Origin of the sequence: Bifidobacterium sp. WCA-178-WT-4B, assembly GCF_009696495.1 — a bacterium.
In the GTDB taxonomy this organism is placed as follows: Bacteria; Actinomycetota; Actinomycetes; order Actinomycetales; family Bifidobacteriaceae; genus Bifidobacterium; species Bifidobacterium infantis.
Genome location: NZ_VULV01000008.1, coordinates 1 through 13,866, shown reverse-complemented (window position 1 = coordinate 13,866; position 13,866 = coordinate 1). Strand labels below are relative to the sequence as shown.

The 13,866-nt window shown below is 59.6% G+C and carries 12 protein-coding genes and 1 pseudogene; 12 read left to right on the top strand and 1 reads right to left on the bottom strand.

Annotated elements, in window-relative coordinates; translation table 11 throughout:
- Positions 1 to 38 precede the first annotated feature (38 nt).
- From FYJ31_RS06805 to FYJ31_RS06770, 8 genes are all read left to right on the top strand, one after another.
- Positions 39 to 1,118 carry an AAA family ATPase gene (locus FYJ31_RS06805; protein ID WP_012577084.1) on the top strand — a complete coding sequence of 360 codons (1,080 nt, stop codon included), beginning with the start codon at positions 39 to 41 and terminating at the stop codon, positions 1,116 to 1,118.
- Positions 1,115 to 2,065: a DUF58 domain-containing protein gene (locus FYJ31_RS06800; RefSeq protein WP_326831191.1), complete on the top strand. Its 951-nt coding sequence runs from the start codon at positions 1,115 to 1,117 to the stop codon at positions 2,063 to 2,065. The genes FYJ31_RS06805 and FYJ31_RS06800 overlap by 4 nt, the downstream gene beginning before the upstream one ends.
- Positions 2,062 to 2,616, top strand: coding sequence for a hypothetical protein (locus tag FYJ31_RS06795; protein WP_195839464.1), 555 nt, complete (start codon positions 2,062 to 2,064; stop codon positions 2,614 to 2,616). Before FYJ31_RS06800 ends, FYJ31_RS06795 begins: the two co-directional genes overlap by 4 nt.
- Positions 2,613 to 3,671 carry a VWA domain-containing protein gene (locus tag FYJ31_RS06790; protein ID WP_154536339.1) on the top strand — a complete coding sequence of 353 codons (1,059 nt, stop codon included), beginning with the start codon at positions 2,613 to 2,615 and terminating at the stop codon, positions 3,669 to 3,671. Before FYJ31_RS06795 ends, FYJ31_RS06790 begins: the two co-directional genes overlap by 4 nt.
- On the top strand, positions 3,668 to 4,699 hold the full coding sequence (locus FYJ31_RS06785) for a vWA domain-containing protein (protein ID WP_154536338.1): 1,032 nt from the start codon (positions 3,668 to 3,670) through the stop codon (positions 4,697 to 4,699). Before FYJ31_RS06790 ends, FYJ31_RS06785 begins: the two co-directional genes overlap by 4 nt.
- 101 nt (positions 4,700 to 4,800) lie before the next feature.
- Entirely contained in the window at positions 4,801 to 5,298 is a 498-nt protein-coding gene (locus FYJ31_RS06780) for a DUF6466 family protein (protein ID WP_042988585.1), read from the top strand.
- A gap of 268 nt (positions 5,299 to 5,566) precedes the next feature.
- Positions 5,567 to 5,887 carry a hypothetical protein gene (locus tag FYJ31_RS06775; RefSeq protein WP_014484677.1) on the top strand — a complete coding sequence of 107 codons (321 nt, stop codon included), beginning with the start codon at positions 5,567 to 5,569 and terminating at the stop codon, positions 5,885 to 5,887.
- Complete coding sequence (locus FYJ31_RS06770) at positions 5,884 to 7,431, top strand: PGAP1-like alpha/beta domain-containing protein (protein ID WP_195839463.1); 1,548 nt, start codon at positions 5,884 to 5,886, stop codon at positions 7,429 to 7,431. Before FYJ31_RS06775 ends, FYJ31_RS06770 begins: the two co-directional genes overlap by 4 nt.
- A 459-nt stretch (positions 7,432 to 7,890) precedes the next feature.
- Here FYJ31_RS06770 and FYJ31_RS06760 read toward each other — a convergent pair.
- Positions 7,891 to 7,983 (bottom strand): annotated as a pseudogene (locus tag FYJ31_RS06760) (ECF transporter S component); the annotation flags it as partial.
- A 74-nt stretch (positions 7,984 to 8,057) separates the two neighbouring features.
- Between FYJ31_RS06760 and purB the strand changes: the two are divergent.
- The 4 genes from purB (at position 8,058) to FYJ31_RS13045 (ending at position 13,481) form a co-directional block, all read left to right on the top strand.
- Positions 8,058 to 9,494 (top strand): adenylosuccinate lyase, encoded by a 1,437-nt coding sequence (gene purB, locus FYJ31_RS06755; RefSeq protein WP_007053172.1) that lies wholly within the window; start codon positions 8,058 to 8,060, stop codon positions 9,492 to 9,494.
- 113 nt (positions 9,495 to 9,607) lie between these two features.
- A complete protein-coding gene (locus FYJ31_RS06750) occupies positions 9,608 to 12,169 on the top strand; it encodes a lysylphosphatidylglycerol synthase transmembrane domain-containing protein (protein WP_154536336.1) in 2,562 nt (853 codons plus the stop codon).
- 154 nt (positions 12,170 to 12,323) lie between these two features.
- Entirely contained in the window at positions 12,324 to 12,605 is a 282-nt protein-coding gene (locus FYJ31_RS06745) for an HU family DNA-binding protein (protein WP_007053170.1), read from the top strand.
- A gap of 765 nt (positions 12,606 to 13,370) precedes the next feature.
- A complete protein-coding gene (locus FYJ31_RS13045; RefSeq protein WP_318156026.1) occupies positions 13,371 to 13,481 on the top strand; it encodes an arsenate reductase/protein-tyrosine-phosphatase family protein in 111 nt (36 codons plus the stop codon).
- The last annotated feature ends 385 nt before the right edge of the window (positions 13,482 to 13,866 follow it).

The window sequence follows — 13,866 nt, the reverse complement described above, 5'->3', positions numbered from 1 at the left end:
ACAGACCAACAGTCATTGTAAGTAGTTACAGTGGGGGCATGACTTTGTTCCCCACGCAACCGAACATACCTTCGCAGACCACCGCCGCACGACCGGTCACCGTTCCCGCGCCCGGCGTGTCGGCTCAGCTGGGTGCCGATGACGCCAAGCGCGCACGTATCCTGGCCGACATCATTCGGGCGAGATTCGCCCAGACACTGGTGGGTCAGGATAATCTGCGCGAATCGCTTATCGTGACCTTGGTGGCCGGCGGGCATATTCTTATCGAATCCGTGCCGGGCTTGGCCAAGACCACGGCCGCCCAGACACTCGCCACCTGCGTATCCGGCTCGTTCAAACGCGTGCAGTGCACTCCTGATCTCATGCCATCCGATCTGGTGGGCACGCAGGTCTTCGATTTTGCGTCGCAGAAGTTCACCACGCAGATCGGCCCGATTCACGCCAATTTCGTACTGCTGGACGAGATCAACCGTTCGAATGCCAAAACCCAGTCCGCCATGCTTGAGGCCATGGCCGAGGGTGCCACGACCGTCGGCGGGCAGCGTATCGCCTTGCCCAAGCCGTTCATGGTGATCGCCACCGAGAATCCGATTGAGGAGGAGGGCACGTTCAACCTGCCTGAAGCCCAGATGGATCGTTTCATGATGAAGGCCGTCATGACCTATCCTTCGCCCGACGAAGAGGCTCGGATGCTGGCCATGCTCACCCGCCGTGGCTCCGACATGATCGGTCCCGACACCATCACCGGCGAACGCATTTCCGTGTCCGACGTTGATTTTTTGCGCAAGGCGGCACGCCGCGTGCATGTTTCCGACGCGATCATGCGTTATGCGGTCGATATCACCGCCACGTCACGAGGTGCCGGCTCCCGCCCCATCAAGGGACTGTCATCCTTGGTGCGTTTGGGTGCCTCGCCGCGCGCCACCATCGCCTTGACCCGCATCGGCCAGGCGAAGGCATTGCTGTCCGGGCGCGACTATGTGGTGCCCGAGGATCTCAAGGCGTTCGCTCATGAGGTGCTGCGCCACCGTATTATGCTGACGTTCGAGGCACTGGCCGATGGCGTGGTCAGCGATCAGATCGCCGACAAGATCGTCGAAACGGTTCCTGTTCCGTGAGTTCCGATTCCGTTCGCAAGAAGATCGAGGCCCTTGGCACTCAGCTGAGCCTGCCTACAGTAAGGAAGGCTTTGGGCGTGCTGGAGGGCGAACACGCATCCGGGCGTCGTGGCGGCAGCGGCGATGCGATGGATGTGCATGCCTATGAGCCAGGTGACGAATCCCGTCTTATCGATTGGAAGACCAGCGCCCGCCAAGGCCGCCCCATGGTGGTCGAGCGCGAGCGCCTGTCGACGTCACGGGTCTGGTTGCTGATGGACGTTGGCCTGGAGATGACTGGCGTATGCCCTTCCGGAGAACGCGCATGGCAGGTTGCCGCCAATGCGCTGCGAATGTTCGCCACACTGTCGTTGCGCCGGTCGGACGATATTTCGCTGGTGTTCGGCGATGAGTCCAGCATCACCCGCGTGCCGTTCAACGGTGGGTTCGCGCAGTTCGAACGCACGCTGGACAAGGCGCTTGACCGTGATTGGGATCATCACCGTAATATCGACGCACTGCTGGAATATGCGCGCCGTATCAAGGATCGCGAGGCATTGATCGTATTGGCCACTGATGAGCATGCGATGGAGGAGCGGCATATCACCACGATCCGTCGTATCACCCGCACCCATCCGATGGTGCTGATCGATGTTGCGACGATGAATCCGTTCAAGGCCGTCTCATCCCGTCACGCTCCCGCCGACGGCTTGAGTGCACGGCGCGTGCCGGCATTCCTGTGCAACGCCAAGGCAGCGGCCGAGGTCGATACTCATCGCGCGTATATGGCCGCGGCTTTGGAACAGGAGCTCACCCGTGTCGGTTCCCATATCATTCGAGCCGCGTCCAGCGAATCCATGTTCGATCGTTTCGTCGCCCTGGTGTCCCGGGCATTGGCCCGCACCACACGCAATAGACTGGGTACTGCACCCGAACTGGTCGGACTGACTTTGGCGGGTGATCTATGATGCACAGCATGTTCCCCATCATCCCGCTCGCCACTGATCCCGGCGATCTCAGGCCCGTGGAGTCGTTGGCCTTGACCACTCCCCTGGTGATGGCCATCGTCGCATGCCTGTTGCTGGCGGTAGGTCTGATCACGTTGATTATCATGCTGGCTCGCCCCGCACGCAAACCTCGGAACAGCGACCGTGCGCGTGGCACTCATAGCAATGCCAGCTCCAAGGCCGAGTGGCGTGCCCGCATCGACGATGTGGTGGCCCGTCATGAATCCGGAACACTGCCCCGGCATGAGGCTTTCGTCGAATTGGCCGTCATCGCCCGTGATTTCGCCGGTGCCGCATCAGGCAGGGAGCTTAGTTCCAGTACGCTGACCGATTTGGCGTACCTGAATCGCACGCCCGCGAATCGCCAAGGATTGGACGCATTGAAGCAGACCATTAGCGCGTTGTATCCACCGGAATTTGCCGATGATGCCCGCAACCGAATCGCCCAGACGACCAGCGTGCAGCAGGCCGCCGAGTGGGTGGCGAATCTGGTGGAAAGGTGGCGTTCATGATGCTGGCATGGCATTGGCCTTGGGCCGCTCTGGCCGGCGTCTTGGCGGCGCTGGCGATTATCGTGCTGATTGTCGTGTTCGCCCGCCGTAACGCCGCCGACGACACCCCTGTATTCTCGATGGACGACGATCTCAATACCGAGCACGCTTCCCGTCTGTTCCGTCAATGGCGCGCTTTGGGCCGTCTCGCCATCAGCGTGCTGGTGCTTGCGCTGGCGCTGGCCGTTGTGCTGGTGGCTCGCCCCAGCCAAGTGGATGCCGGTGACGAACGCGCTTCCAGCCGAGATATCGTCCTGTGTCTGGATGTGTCGGGGTCCACGCTCCCCTATGATCGCGAGGTCATCGATACCTATTTGGAACTGGTCAAGCATTTCGAGGGGGAACGTATCGGTTTGAGTATCTTCAACTCGACCTCACGCACGGTGTTCCCGCTGACCGACGACTACGAACTGGTCACCAAACAGTTGACCTCCGCCAGCAAGGCGCTGAAAGGCGTCGAGTCGCAGGATGACGTCGATAAGATGTCCGATGCCGAATATCAGGACATCGCCAATTGGCTCGAAGGCACGCAGAACCGCAAGGACGCCACCTCCTTGATTGGCGACGGCGTGGTGTCTTGCGCGGCGATGCTCCCCGGTTTCGCTTATGGCGAAGCCAATCAGGCGAATGCCGACCGTCAGCGTGCGGCATCCATCGTGCTGGCCACCGACAACGTCGTGTCGGGCAAACCCACCTATTCGCTGACCGAAGCGTTGGATTTGACCCAGCAGACCAAAATCACCGTGGACGGCCTGTATTCCGGGCCGAAAGCCAGTGAATCGGACCAAACCACAACGGATATGAAGTCCGCGATCGAGTCGCATGGAGGCATCTTCCTCACCCAATCGAATGGCGCGTCGATAGATGAGCTGGTACGGGATATTCAGTCGCGTAGGGATACGGATGTGGAGAACAAGGCGAAATCCTCAATGGTGGACGCTCCCGGTCTGTGGACGCTTGCTCTGGCCGTGATACTCATTATCTGGATCGTATGTGCATGGAGGTTGAGGCGATGAACGGATTCACCTTCTCCCCCGCCTTGGGCTGGGTCGCCGGCGGACTGCTGGCGGCCGGGCTCGCCGTACTGGCCATTCTCGAAATCGTATTGTTTGTTCGTCGCCGTGTTTCCAGTGACGAGACCGTGTGGGCTTGCATACGTCGTACGTTTATGCTGCTCATCGTAGCGGTGATGGTACTGACTCCCAGCGTGGTATCGTCTACCACCTCACAGGCCATCAATGCCACCGATGTCATCGTGGCGGTGGATACCACCGGGTCGATGGCGGTGGCCGATGCCACATACGGGTCCGAGAAGACCATTACCCGCATCGATGCCGCACGTCAGGCCGTGCATGATGTGACCGCCGCTTATCCGGACGCCAGTTTCGCGGCGTTACGGTTCGGTGCTTCGGGAACGCTTGATGTGCCGCTGACCCCGGATGCGCCGGCCATCGATAATTGGGCCAACACGTTGGCGGTGGAAGCCACATCCGTGTCGGCGGGCTCCAGTCTGGATGCTCCGATCGATCAATTGCTGCTGACCGCGAAGTCGATTCGTGAAGCGCACCCGGATGATGCGATTGTGCTGTACCTCATCACTGATGGCGAACAGACCTCGAATGTGAAGCGCCGTACGTTCTCGTCACTGCGCCAGTATCTCAATGATGGGTTTACCGTGGGCGTCGGCTCGACCGAGGGCGGCAAGATTCCCGTCATCGCCGATGGCGTCAGCGCCGGAGATTCCAATACCACGGACCACTGGGTGATCGACCCGGATACCGGCGAACCCGGCATCTCCAGGATGGATGAGAAGAACCTTAAAGACATTGCCGACGAGATCAGCGGCACATATGTGGCCGTAAACGCTTCACAGACTTTGGCGGATGTGGTTTCGGCCAGGTCGTCGAAGCAATGGCGCATGACCACCACGGTCAAGGAGCGCACACGCACCACGCCGGTGGTATGGCCGTTGGCCATTGCGTTGGCGATATTGCTTGCCATGGAAGTCGGTGCATGGATCGCAACCTCAAGGAGGCTGCTGTGAGGAACAGTAACGAAATCCACGAGAACGATGGCTCGGCGAATATTCGGATGCGGGCGAAATGCCCGCTTTGGGCACGTATCGTCCTGGCTTGTGGCGCCGTATTGCTGCTGCTGGTTGCCGGCGTGGCGTCAGTAAACCTGTCCGCTTCGATTACGTTCAATCAGGCCACCGCATCATTGAACGCCAATATCAAAGCGGCTCAGGACGAGTCGACTGATATCAACACGCTCAAGGCGCAACAGCAGCAGACCGATGCGCAATTCGCCGAGGCCGGGCGAATGCGCACGCTTCTGTTGCCGCAAGTCAAGGACGCCATCGACACCAATGCTTCGATTTCTTCCGAGCTGACGAAGATCACCCTGAAACAGGCCGAGGCGCAGAACAGCGGTTCCGGTTCCGGGCAAGCCCAGTCGGCACAGCAATCCGAGAGTTCCTCATCCAATGCAAAAAAGGGCGGCGCGTTGACCGACGAGCAGAAGAAGCAGGTCGAGGAGCTGATGAAGGCCAATCAGCAATCCACCGATACCCAGTCGAACACCACCCAATCCGAGCAGAAGGCGACGCAGAACAAGGGTACCGGGGCTACCAAGCCGTGGTGAGCAATCGTTCACGGTTGCTCTTTTTCTCACACCCTCACGGGTCATGGCTTTATCGCGGCTGTTTCCCGGTTTCGGCTGTCGGCTTTGGCGTTTGTCCAATTTTCGATAGCCCATGGCTGATCCGAGGTATGTCCAAACAGGCTATTTGTGGATAATCGTTACGACTATGCACAACACTTGGGGATAAATTCGCCCAAAATCGGCAAGCTAGAACCACATTGGTCGTCCCGGCTGGACAAGCATGAGTCCTGTCCTTTTAGCTGGATATATGAATACCTACACCAGCAACCCAGCACCCATCGATCCCACCGGCGGCTTTGCCGGCAATACGGTGACGCCGTTCGATTACGGCACTTGCCCTTGCCATGCGGCGGTACAGCGTAGTCGCGACCTCGTGTCCGTCCAGCGTGCGGCCACACTGGCGCAATCGGACCAGACGGCGGTGGCCGTGAACCGCTCCCGCAACATCGTGTGGACCGGTAAAGCCGCCGATCTATTCCGATCGCGGCTCAGTCGCACCGCACAGTATTCGGCTAGTCTCGCGCAAGACATGGAGACCACCCACCGATTGGCTTGGGGGTCATCATGAGCGAGCACGATTACTGGCAGGTGGAATCGTCCGTTTACGGCGGAGTGGGATATGCGCCAGCCACTCTTGAAGAATATGCCGCCATAGCCAAGGCTCTCGATGACGAGGCGGCAGGATTTGCGGCCATAGCCACGGCTTGGGAATCGGCCGCATTACAGTTACAGTCACATCGGCATAGTGCGCCGATGTGCGTCACCTTGCAGTCGGGCGATCCGAGCGCCGTTGTTCCCGGCCATGTCACTGTACCATATGCCGCGCTGGGCAATCGGTGTTATGACCATGCAACGGCATGTCAGCGGTTGAGCGATGACCTGCGTGGCACGGCCGATCTGCTGATTCGCGCACACTCTCTGTATTCTCAGGCGGAGATGACGGCTCGGCGCATGTTTACCGAATTATTGCAGGCCGGCACACAGGCCAAACCGGGATATGCCGCGGTGGGTGTTGCCGCTGTGGCGGCGGGCGGCTTTCTGGCCGGCTGGGCTATTGACGGCAAACCGAACCCGGCATGGATGTCCACGTTCACCTATCCGTTCCAGGAAGGAGTGCTTAGCGGCGCGGGCGGAATCATTGGCGGCGTACCTATCGGCAAGAGCATTGCGCACACCGATGAGGTCAACAAGGCTGCGGGAAAAATCGCCAATTTCTCCGGACCCGCGAAAGACATCATCCAAGGCAATCATCTGGAAGTGCGCGAGGTGCAGGCGAATGCCGACGTCGTCCGCGCAAGCGGATCGGTGGCCGAGTCAATGGAGAATCTGCGCAGACTCGCCGAAGAGCGGCTCGGCAAAATCGAGCTGAACAGCGGACTCGAATATGGGACCATCGCCATTCAACGCTATGAACGGGCTGATGGAACCAACTCCTGGCTGGTCACCATCCCGGGTACCGATGGACAGCCTGACTCACCATTTGGCTGGGCGCAGAACGTGGAACTGATGAGCGCCGATCAGGAGCGCCGCAGGAAAGCGGACAGCGCTCGCATGGTTGCCGAGGCGATGCGTCAGGCAGGCATCGGCAAGGATGAGCCCGTGGCGCTGATCGGCCATTCCCAGGGTGGTATCGTTGCCGCCACGCTTGCCTCGGATTGGGCGGAGGAATATACCATCGAGCATTTGGTGACAGCCGGATCGCCGGTGGCCAATCATCCGATTCCGCAACGCACGTGGGTCACCAGCGTGGAAATCGATGATGAACTGGTCGCCGCACTGGATGGTGCCGCCAACCCGGTCACCGATAACTGGCTCACCGTACAAGGGCATGTATCGCCCGCGCCCGCGGCAACACCATCCACAGTGCATTCGGACGGCTCATGCACTCCCGGCGCGACGCCCATCACCGGTCTGACCCCATATGACGCCGCACCCGTGGCTGGTTCGACCAACGGCAGAGAGTTGTCGCATTGGATTAAGTACCATCAGGCTGCTTATCAGAACGCCACCGATCTCGGCTCCCCCGCCGTGCAACGCCACGAAGCGCATTTTCAGGAAGTCATCAACGGCGAACTCAAGGAAACCCGCTACTACCAAGGCCGCATGACCTAGTCCGCGACCATTGCCCCTGGCGAGCGAACCACCGAGTTCAGCGTTCGGCGGTTAAAAGTAAATATGGCACGCGACCTTATCACCGTCATGACACAAGATGCTGATTTCGCACTCACCATAGAGACAAAATTGCCGCAATCCGTACAAGCGCATCTTGATGAAGCTCGGCGACTGCGGAAGGAAGAAGCGGAATGCAGATCGAACGCAGCGCGGGAAACTCGTGCCGCGGCACAAGAACTACATGGCATGGGTCTCGCCCTACAGCAAATAGGCGATATACTCGGGGTCTCACGGCAACGAGCACATCAACTTGTCAATGCTTAGCAATCAATCAGCTACCCCACAATGCAATCACCGCAGAGACGCGGCTAGCGCCACTTTCCCGGGCTTGTTGCGCTAGCAGGCCCGAGAACCCCTCTATCAGCGCAACATTCCCGGGAAAGTGGCGCGCAAAGAATGTCAGGCGCGTCGCCCGATGAGTGCGCGGCCGGATGCGAGGCGGTCGAGCACACCGGTTTTGGCGATGGCCAGCATCAGATACCAGGCCATGACCTGTACGGCTCGGGCGGGAACGCCGCACCACAGTATAGCCGCTCGGTTCACGGCTGGAAGTACCCTTGGAGGTTATGAAGCTTACCGATATTTCCCCCGCAATCGCATTGACCCCACTCGACGGCCGTTATCACAAGGCCACCGCCCCGCTCGTCGAATACATGAGCGAACCTGCCCTGAACCGCGAACGCATGCGTGTCGAAGTCGAATGGATGATTCTTCTGGCCAACGGCTTTGAGGGCAACGGCAACCAGCCGATCGTTGACGGCGTCAAGCCGTTCACTGCCGAAGAGCAGGCCTTCCTGCGCGCCATTCCCGAGGACTTCGGCGCCGAAGGCATCAAGCAGCACGCCGCTCATGAGGCCATCACCCACCACGATGTGAAGGCCGTGGAGTACTACATCGATGATCAGATCGACAAGGCTCCGGCCGAGCTGACCAACATCAACGACGAGCTGAAGACCCTCGTGCACTTCGCCTGCACGTCCGAAGACATCAACAACCTCTCCATCGCCCGTTGCGTCAAGAACGCGATGGAAAACGTGTGGACCCCGGAGTTCAAGCGCATCATCGACCACCTCGCCGGCAAGGCCGAGGAATTCAAGGATATGCCGCTGCTCTCCCTCACCCACGGCCAGCCGGCCACACCGACCACGCTCGGCAAGGAGCTCGCCGTCTACGTCTACCGTCTGAACCGTCAGCTCAAGCACATCGAAAACCAGGAGTACTTGGGCAAGATCAACGGCGCGACCGGCACGTTCGGCGCCCACCTGGCCGCATGCCCGGATGTCGACTGGGTCGCCGTCTCCCGCGAATTCGTCACCAACCGCATGGGCCTGACCTGGAACCCGCTGACCACGCAGATCGAAAGCCACGACTGGCAGGCCGAGCTGTACTCCACCGTCTCCCACGCCAACCGCATCATGCACAACCTGTGTGTGGACGTGTGGATGTACATCTCCCGTGGAGTGTTCGCCCAGGTGCCGGTCAAGGGTGCCACCGGCTCCTCCACCATGCCGCACAAGGTCAACCCGATTCGTTTCGAGAACGCCGAAGCCAACTTCGAGATCAGCTGCTCGCTGCTCGACACCCTCTCCGCCACGCTGGTGGAATCCCGTTGGCAGCGCGATCTGACCGATTCGACCACCCAGCGCAACATCGGTTCCGCGCTCGGCTACTCCTTGCTCGCCCTGACCAACCTCATGGGCGGCCTTGAGTCCATCCACCCGAACACCCACGTCATCGAGCGTGAGCTGGATGAGAACTGGGAGGTGCTTGGCGAGCCGATCCAGACCGCCATGCGCGCCTGCGAGCTCAAGGGCCTGCCCGGCATGGACAAACCGTACGAGAAGGTCAAGGAGCTTATGCGCGGCCACACCATCAACAAGGAACAGGTCGAGCAGTTCATCGACCAGCAGTCCTTCGACCCGGAAACCGCCGCTCGCTTGAAGGCTCTGACCCCCGCCACCTACACCGGTGTGGCCAGCCAGCTCGTCGCTTTCGACCGTTGAGATAGGTGCGATGCGAGTCCCTCGAGCCCATCGCATCCACCACACTACTGCGCTGAGTCACAAACCAAACCGCAAACTGAACCGAACAAGGACAGGCGTCAGGTAACCATTTCATGACTACTGAACAGGATCAGTCCACTACGGAAGATCGCCCGGACAAGGCGACCTCCTCCACTACCGACCGGCCGATCGCCTCTGGTGACGGCCGGTCGGCCAGTTTTGCTGTCAGCGGAACGGACAGCTCGACAACCGACGGCAGCAACGATTCCGGACCATACATCGACGACATCGCCCCGCGCCGCACGCGCGACTTCGGCGACCTGACCCGAGCCAGTCTGTCGCTATTGATGGCCGCCGTGGTCATGGTGTTCGCCGTATATCTGGGCGGCATGACGCGCGGCGTCGAATCCGACGCGCATACCGCCGCCCAAGCCATCAACTGGCTGGCCGCTTTCCCCTCCACCGTACTGACGCAGCTGGCCACCATCGTCATCGTGATCATCGTGCTCGCTCAATTGCTACTGGCCCGGGAATGGCTGCAGGCTGCGGTGTCCGCGCTGGCCATGTTTGCCGGATACGGCATTGTGTGGGTCATATCGACGGCAATCAGTAGTCTGAACGATTCCGCCCTGCCAATGGCACTGGTCTCAGCCGCCACCTCATTCGGTTCCGAGCTGTTGCCCGACATCTACGCCGGCATGGCGTCCTTCCTGACCGCCGCCGGGCCACGCCGTACCCGCTCCACGGTCAAATGGAGTTGGAATATCCTGTATGCCATCGCCGCGGTGATGGTGGTGCTTTCGTGGCATTCGGTTACCGGCATGCTGGTTTCGATGGCCGCCGGTCGCACGGTGGGCATGCTTATTCGATTCGTGGTCGGCACGCAGAATAAAGGCGTGTGGGGCAAAGATCTCGTCGCGGTGCTCTCAAGCATCGGATTAGAGACCACCTCACTCATCCGGCATCAGGAGCCCGGAATCAGCCATGGCTCATTGTCTGCCACTTTGGATGACGATTTGGCGGAAGGCTCACGCATCTACGATGTGGAGACCGCGAATAACCGCCGGTTCATCGTTTCCGTCATCGACGCGCAAACCCATACCGTCGGCTATCTGAAGCAACTCTGGGATTGGGTACGTTTTACCAGCGTGTCCATTCGACGCGATCGTTCCGTGCGCGACGCCGTTCAGCATCACTTTGCTATGCTGCTCGGCCTGCACAATATCAAACTGCCTGCGCCCGCCCCCTACGGCATCGCCGATACGGACGAGTCCGCGATTCTGGTGCTGGATGCGCACACCATCGAGATGCCCGCCAATCTGAACACGCTCACCCAAGCGGACGCCGTAGCATATATGCGATATCTGTCTGTGGCGAATCGCCGTGGATATACGCACCGGCGCATCACGCCTGATACGCTCGCTAGGCTTGAAGATGGCACTGCGGTTATCGCCGGCTGGCTGAATGGCGACAACGCTTCCGGCCCGGCCAATACCGCGCTTGACAAGGTCCAGTTGCTTGCGCTGTTCGCCGCGTTGATCGGCGTGAAACCTGCAGTCGCGGCTGCCCGTGAATCTTGGGGCGACACGACGTTGACCGCGCTGGCCCCGTTCATCCAGAAAGTCGCGGTTCCCTCCCCCACACGCGCATTGGTCACATGGGACAAGCAGCTGCTCAAGGAACTGCGAGACCACATCAACACCATAATTGATGAGGAGACCGCCGAATCCGCCGAGCCGGTGACGCTTGCCCGCTTCTCCTGGCGTTCGATGATCACCATGCTGCTGGTCATCGTGGCTGTGGTCGTGGTCTTCACCCAGTTGAAGCCCGAGGAAATCATAACCGCGCTGACCAACGCCAACCCGTTGATGGCGGTGGTAACGCTCGCGTTCGGTGCCTGCGGCTGGATCGGATCGTCGATTTCGCTCGGCGCTCTCATGGATCGCAGCAAGCGAGATAACACGGGCGTGTTCATGAGTCAGGTTGCCGGCGGCTTTGCCACGGTATCCATGCCGGCCGGCGTGGGGCCCGCGTTCGTCAACCTGCAGTTTCTGCGCAGATCCGGCTATCGCAACACCCCGGCCACCGCAATCATGAGCGCCGCGCTCGTGGTGTATTACGCCGTGTACTTCTCCATGCTGGTGTTGATTGGCCTATTCACCGGCCGCAATATGTTCTCCGGCGCGATTCCGACGAATACGTTGGTCCTTGTGCTGGGCGTAGTGGTTGTGGTGTTGTCCATTGCGATGATGATTCCGCCGTTGCGCCACTGGGTGACCCGTCGTCTTATGCCGCTGGCCAAGACGTATATCAACCAGCTGCTGGACGTGCTTTCCCAGCCCCGACAGCTCACGGTCAGCTGCCTGGGCGCACTGTTCCAGAACACGACCACTGGGCTCGCTTTCTGGGAGGCCTTGCAAGCGTTCGGTTATTCATCGAATCCGATTGAAACGACGTTCGTCTTCATGCTGGCCTATGCGTTGGGTTCCGCGGTGCCCACCCCCGGTGGTTTGGGCGGTGTGGAAGCCGCGTTGACCTTCGCATTCGTGGCGGTCGGTGTGCCTCAGGGCGTAGCTCTATCCGCCACGTTGCTGCATCGCGTGGTGTTCTATTGGCTACGAATTCCTCTGGGCGCAGCCGCTATGAAGTGGCTCGACCGTCATAACCTCGTCTGATCCGTCCGTTTTTGTCCATCCTGGGCTTCAGAACACGAAATAGATGTGAAAAGCCTTATACGATGCGGGTTTTCGCAGGAACATGCGCTAGTATCGTTGATGAAAACGTGGACGAAGCAAAAGTGCTCGCCCCCTGACCCAAGAAGGATGCTTTATGGCATACAACAAGTCTGATCTCGTCTCGAAGATCGCCCAGAAGTCCAACCTGACCAAGGCTCAGGCCGAGGCTGCTGTTAACGCCTTCCAGGATGTGTTCGTCGAGGCTATGAAGTCCGGCGAAGGCCTGAAGCTCACCGGCCTGTTCTCCGCTGAGCGCGTCAAGCGCGCCGCTCGCACCGGCCGCAACCCGCGTACTGGCGAGCAGATTGACATTCCGGCTTCCTACGGCGTTCGCATCTCCGCCGGCTCCCTGCTGAAGAAGGCCGTCACCGAGTGACCTTCTGCTCGTAGCGATTACTTCGAGCATTACTGACGACAAAGACCCCGACCGAGATGGTCGGGGTCTTTTTGTTGCAGTGCTTAGATGGGGGGGGCTATAGGAACCTCTGTGGTGCTTCAGCAACGTCTTATCTTCGTTCCTAGTGACGTGAAGTGGTACGTGCTGCGCGCGATGCCGACCTTGCGTTCTGGTTCGTCCTTCGCCACCGCGGTCCCTTTCCGCTCGCCTAGCAGTTGCCGTCTCCGGTTTCTCACGACCGAGGAATCCACTCCCAGACCGGCGGCCGCCTGCCGCGACGTCATCTCGCCGGACGCGACCCTGAGCACGGCCTCGCGTTTGGGCCCGTCGGGGACCGGGCCTCGCCTGACACGGTGTTCGCCGGGCGCGAGCTCGTCGATCCACGCGGCCGGAAGCGCCTTGCTCGGATACCCCAACCGGCGCATCGTGCGGTTCGCCCGACGCCCGTGCGTCAGATAATGGTCCACTTACAGCGGCACCACCGCTACCGTGACGTTCCCTGCAGGCACATTCCAACCGAACGAATCCGTCACCGTGCACTACGATGGTGCCATCGTCGCTGACGTGACTGACATAATGGACGGTAGACGCTGAAGCATAGTTCGCGAATACCACTGAACCGGGAGTCGATGATTCCCGGTTTTTCCATGTTATTGCTACGGTACATAACGCACGCATATTCACGAGGAATGCTCACTGAAATAAACGAGGGAATGCTCACAACACTTGAGAAGGGACGTCGGTATGCAGATCATGTATGCATGCACCGGCAATCAATGCCGTTCCGTGATGGCCGAACACTACACCCGAGCCAAGCTTGCCGACCGAGGAATTGGCTTGCAGAGCGGCAGATAGAGCCGGCAAAAAGACCGGTCAGCCATCGCGATGCTGAAATTGCATACTTCTATATTCAATACGGCTGATATCGCGGGTTCCCGTTTCCCCTTTTCCTTGGCATTGGCTGAATCAGCGCTATTCGAGGAGCGCAATACGCAGGTCAAATGTTCTTCAATTATGCAATCATGCATGCATGGATTTGTATAATACGAAATTAGCTGGCTACAATTAGCGACGTAAAAAAGACACGTGACCAATGCAATAAGGAGAGCAACTATGGCTTCATTGCTTCAGGGATTCGAGGAGGTTCAGCTGGTCAAGCCGGTGGGCAAGACCGTTCTGACCGTCACCGATTCCGCCATTCGTTTCAACAAAGCCACCGCTGAAGCGCTCGGATTCCCGG

What these genes read in the sequence shown, in the direction of transcription:
- FYJ31_RS06750 (WP_154536336.1), top strand. Translation starts at nt 9,608, where the DNA reads ATGACTACTGAACAGGATCAGTCCACTACGGAAGATCGCCCGGACAAG.
- FYJ31_RS06785 (WP_154536338.1), top strand. Translation starts at nt 3,668, where the DNA reads ATGAACGGATTCACCTTCTCCCCCGCCTTGGGCTGGGTCGCCGGCGGA.
- FYJ31_RS06770 (WP_195839463.1), top strand. Translation starts at nt 5,884, where the DNA reads ATGAGCGAGCACGATTACTGGCAGGTGGAATCGTCCGTTTACGGCGGA.
- FYJ31_RS06805 (WP_012577084.1), top strand. Translation starts at nt 39, where the DNA reads ATGACTTTGTTCCCCACGCAACCGAACATACCTTCGCAGACCACCGCC.
- FYJ31_RS06790 (WP_154536339.1), top strand. Translation starts at nt 2,613, where the DNA reads ATGATGCTGGCATGGCATTGGCCTTGGGCCGCTCTGGCCGGCGTCTTG.
- purB (WP_007053172.1), top strand. Translation starts at nt 8,058, where the DNA reads ATGAAGCTTACCGATATTTCCCCCGCAATCGCATTGACCCCACTCGAC.
- FYJ31_RS13045 (WP_318156026.1), top strand. Translation starts at nt 13,371, where the DNA reads ATGCAGATCATGTATGCATGCACCGGCAATCAATGCCGTTCCGTGATG.
- FYJ31_RS06745 (WP_007053170.1), top strand. Translation starts at nt 12,324, where the DNA reads ATGGCATACAACAAGTCTGATCTCGTCTCGAAGATCGCCCAGAAGTCC.
- FYJ31_RS06795 (WP_195839464.1), top strand. Translation starts at nt 2,062, where the DNA reads ATGATGCACAGCATGTTCCCCATCATCCCGCTCGCCACTGATCCCGGC.
- FYJ31_RS06775 (WP_014484677.1), top strand. Translation starts at nt 5,567, where the DNA reads ATGAATACCTACACCAGCAACCCAGCACCCATCGATCCCACCGGCGGC.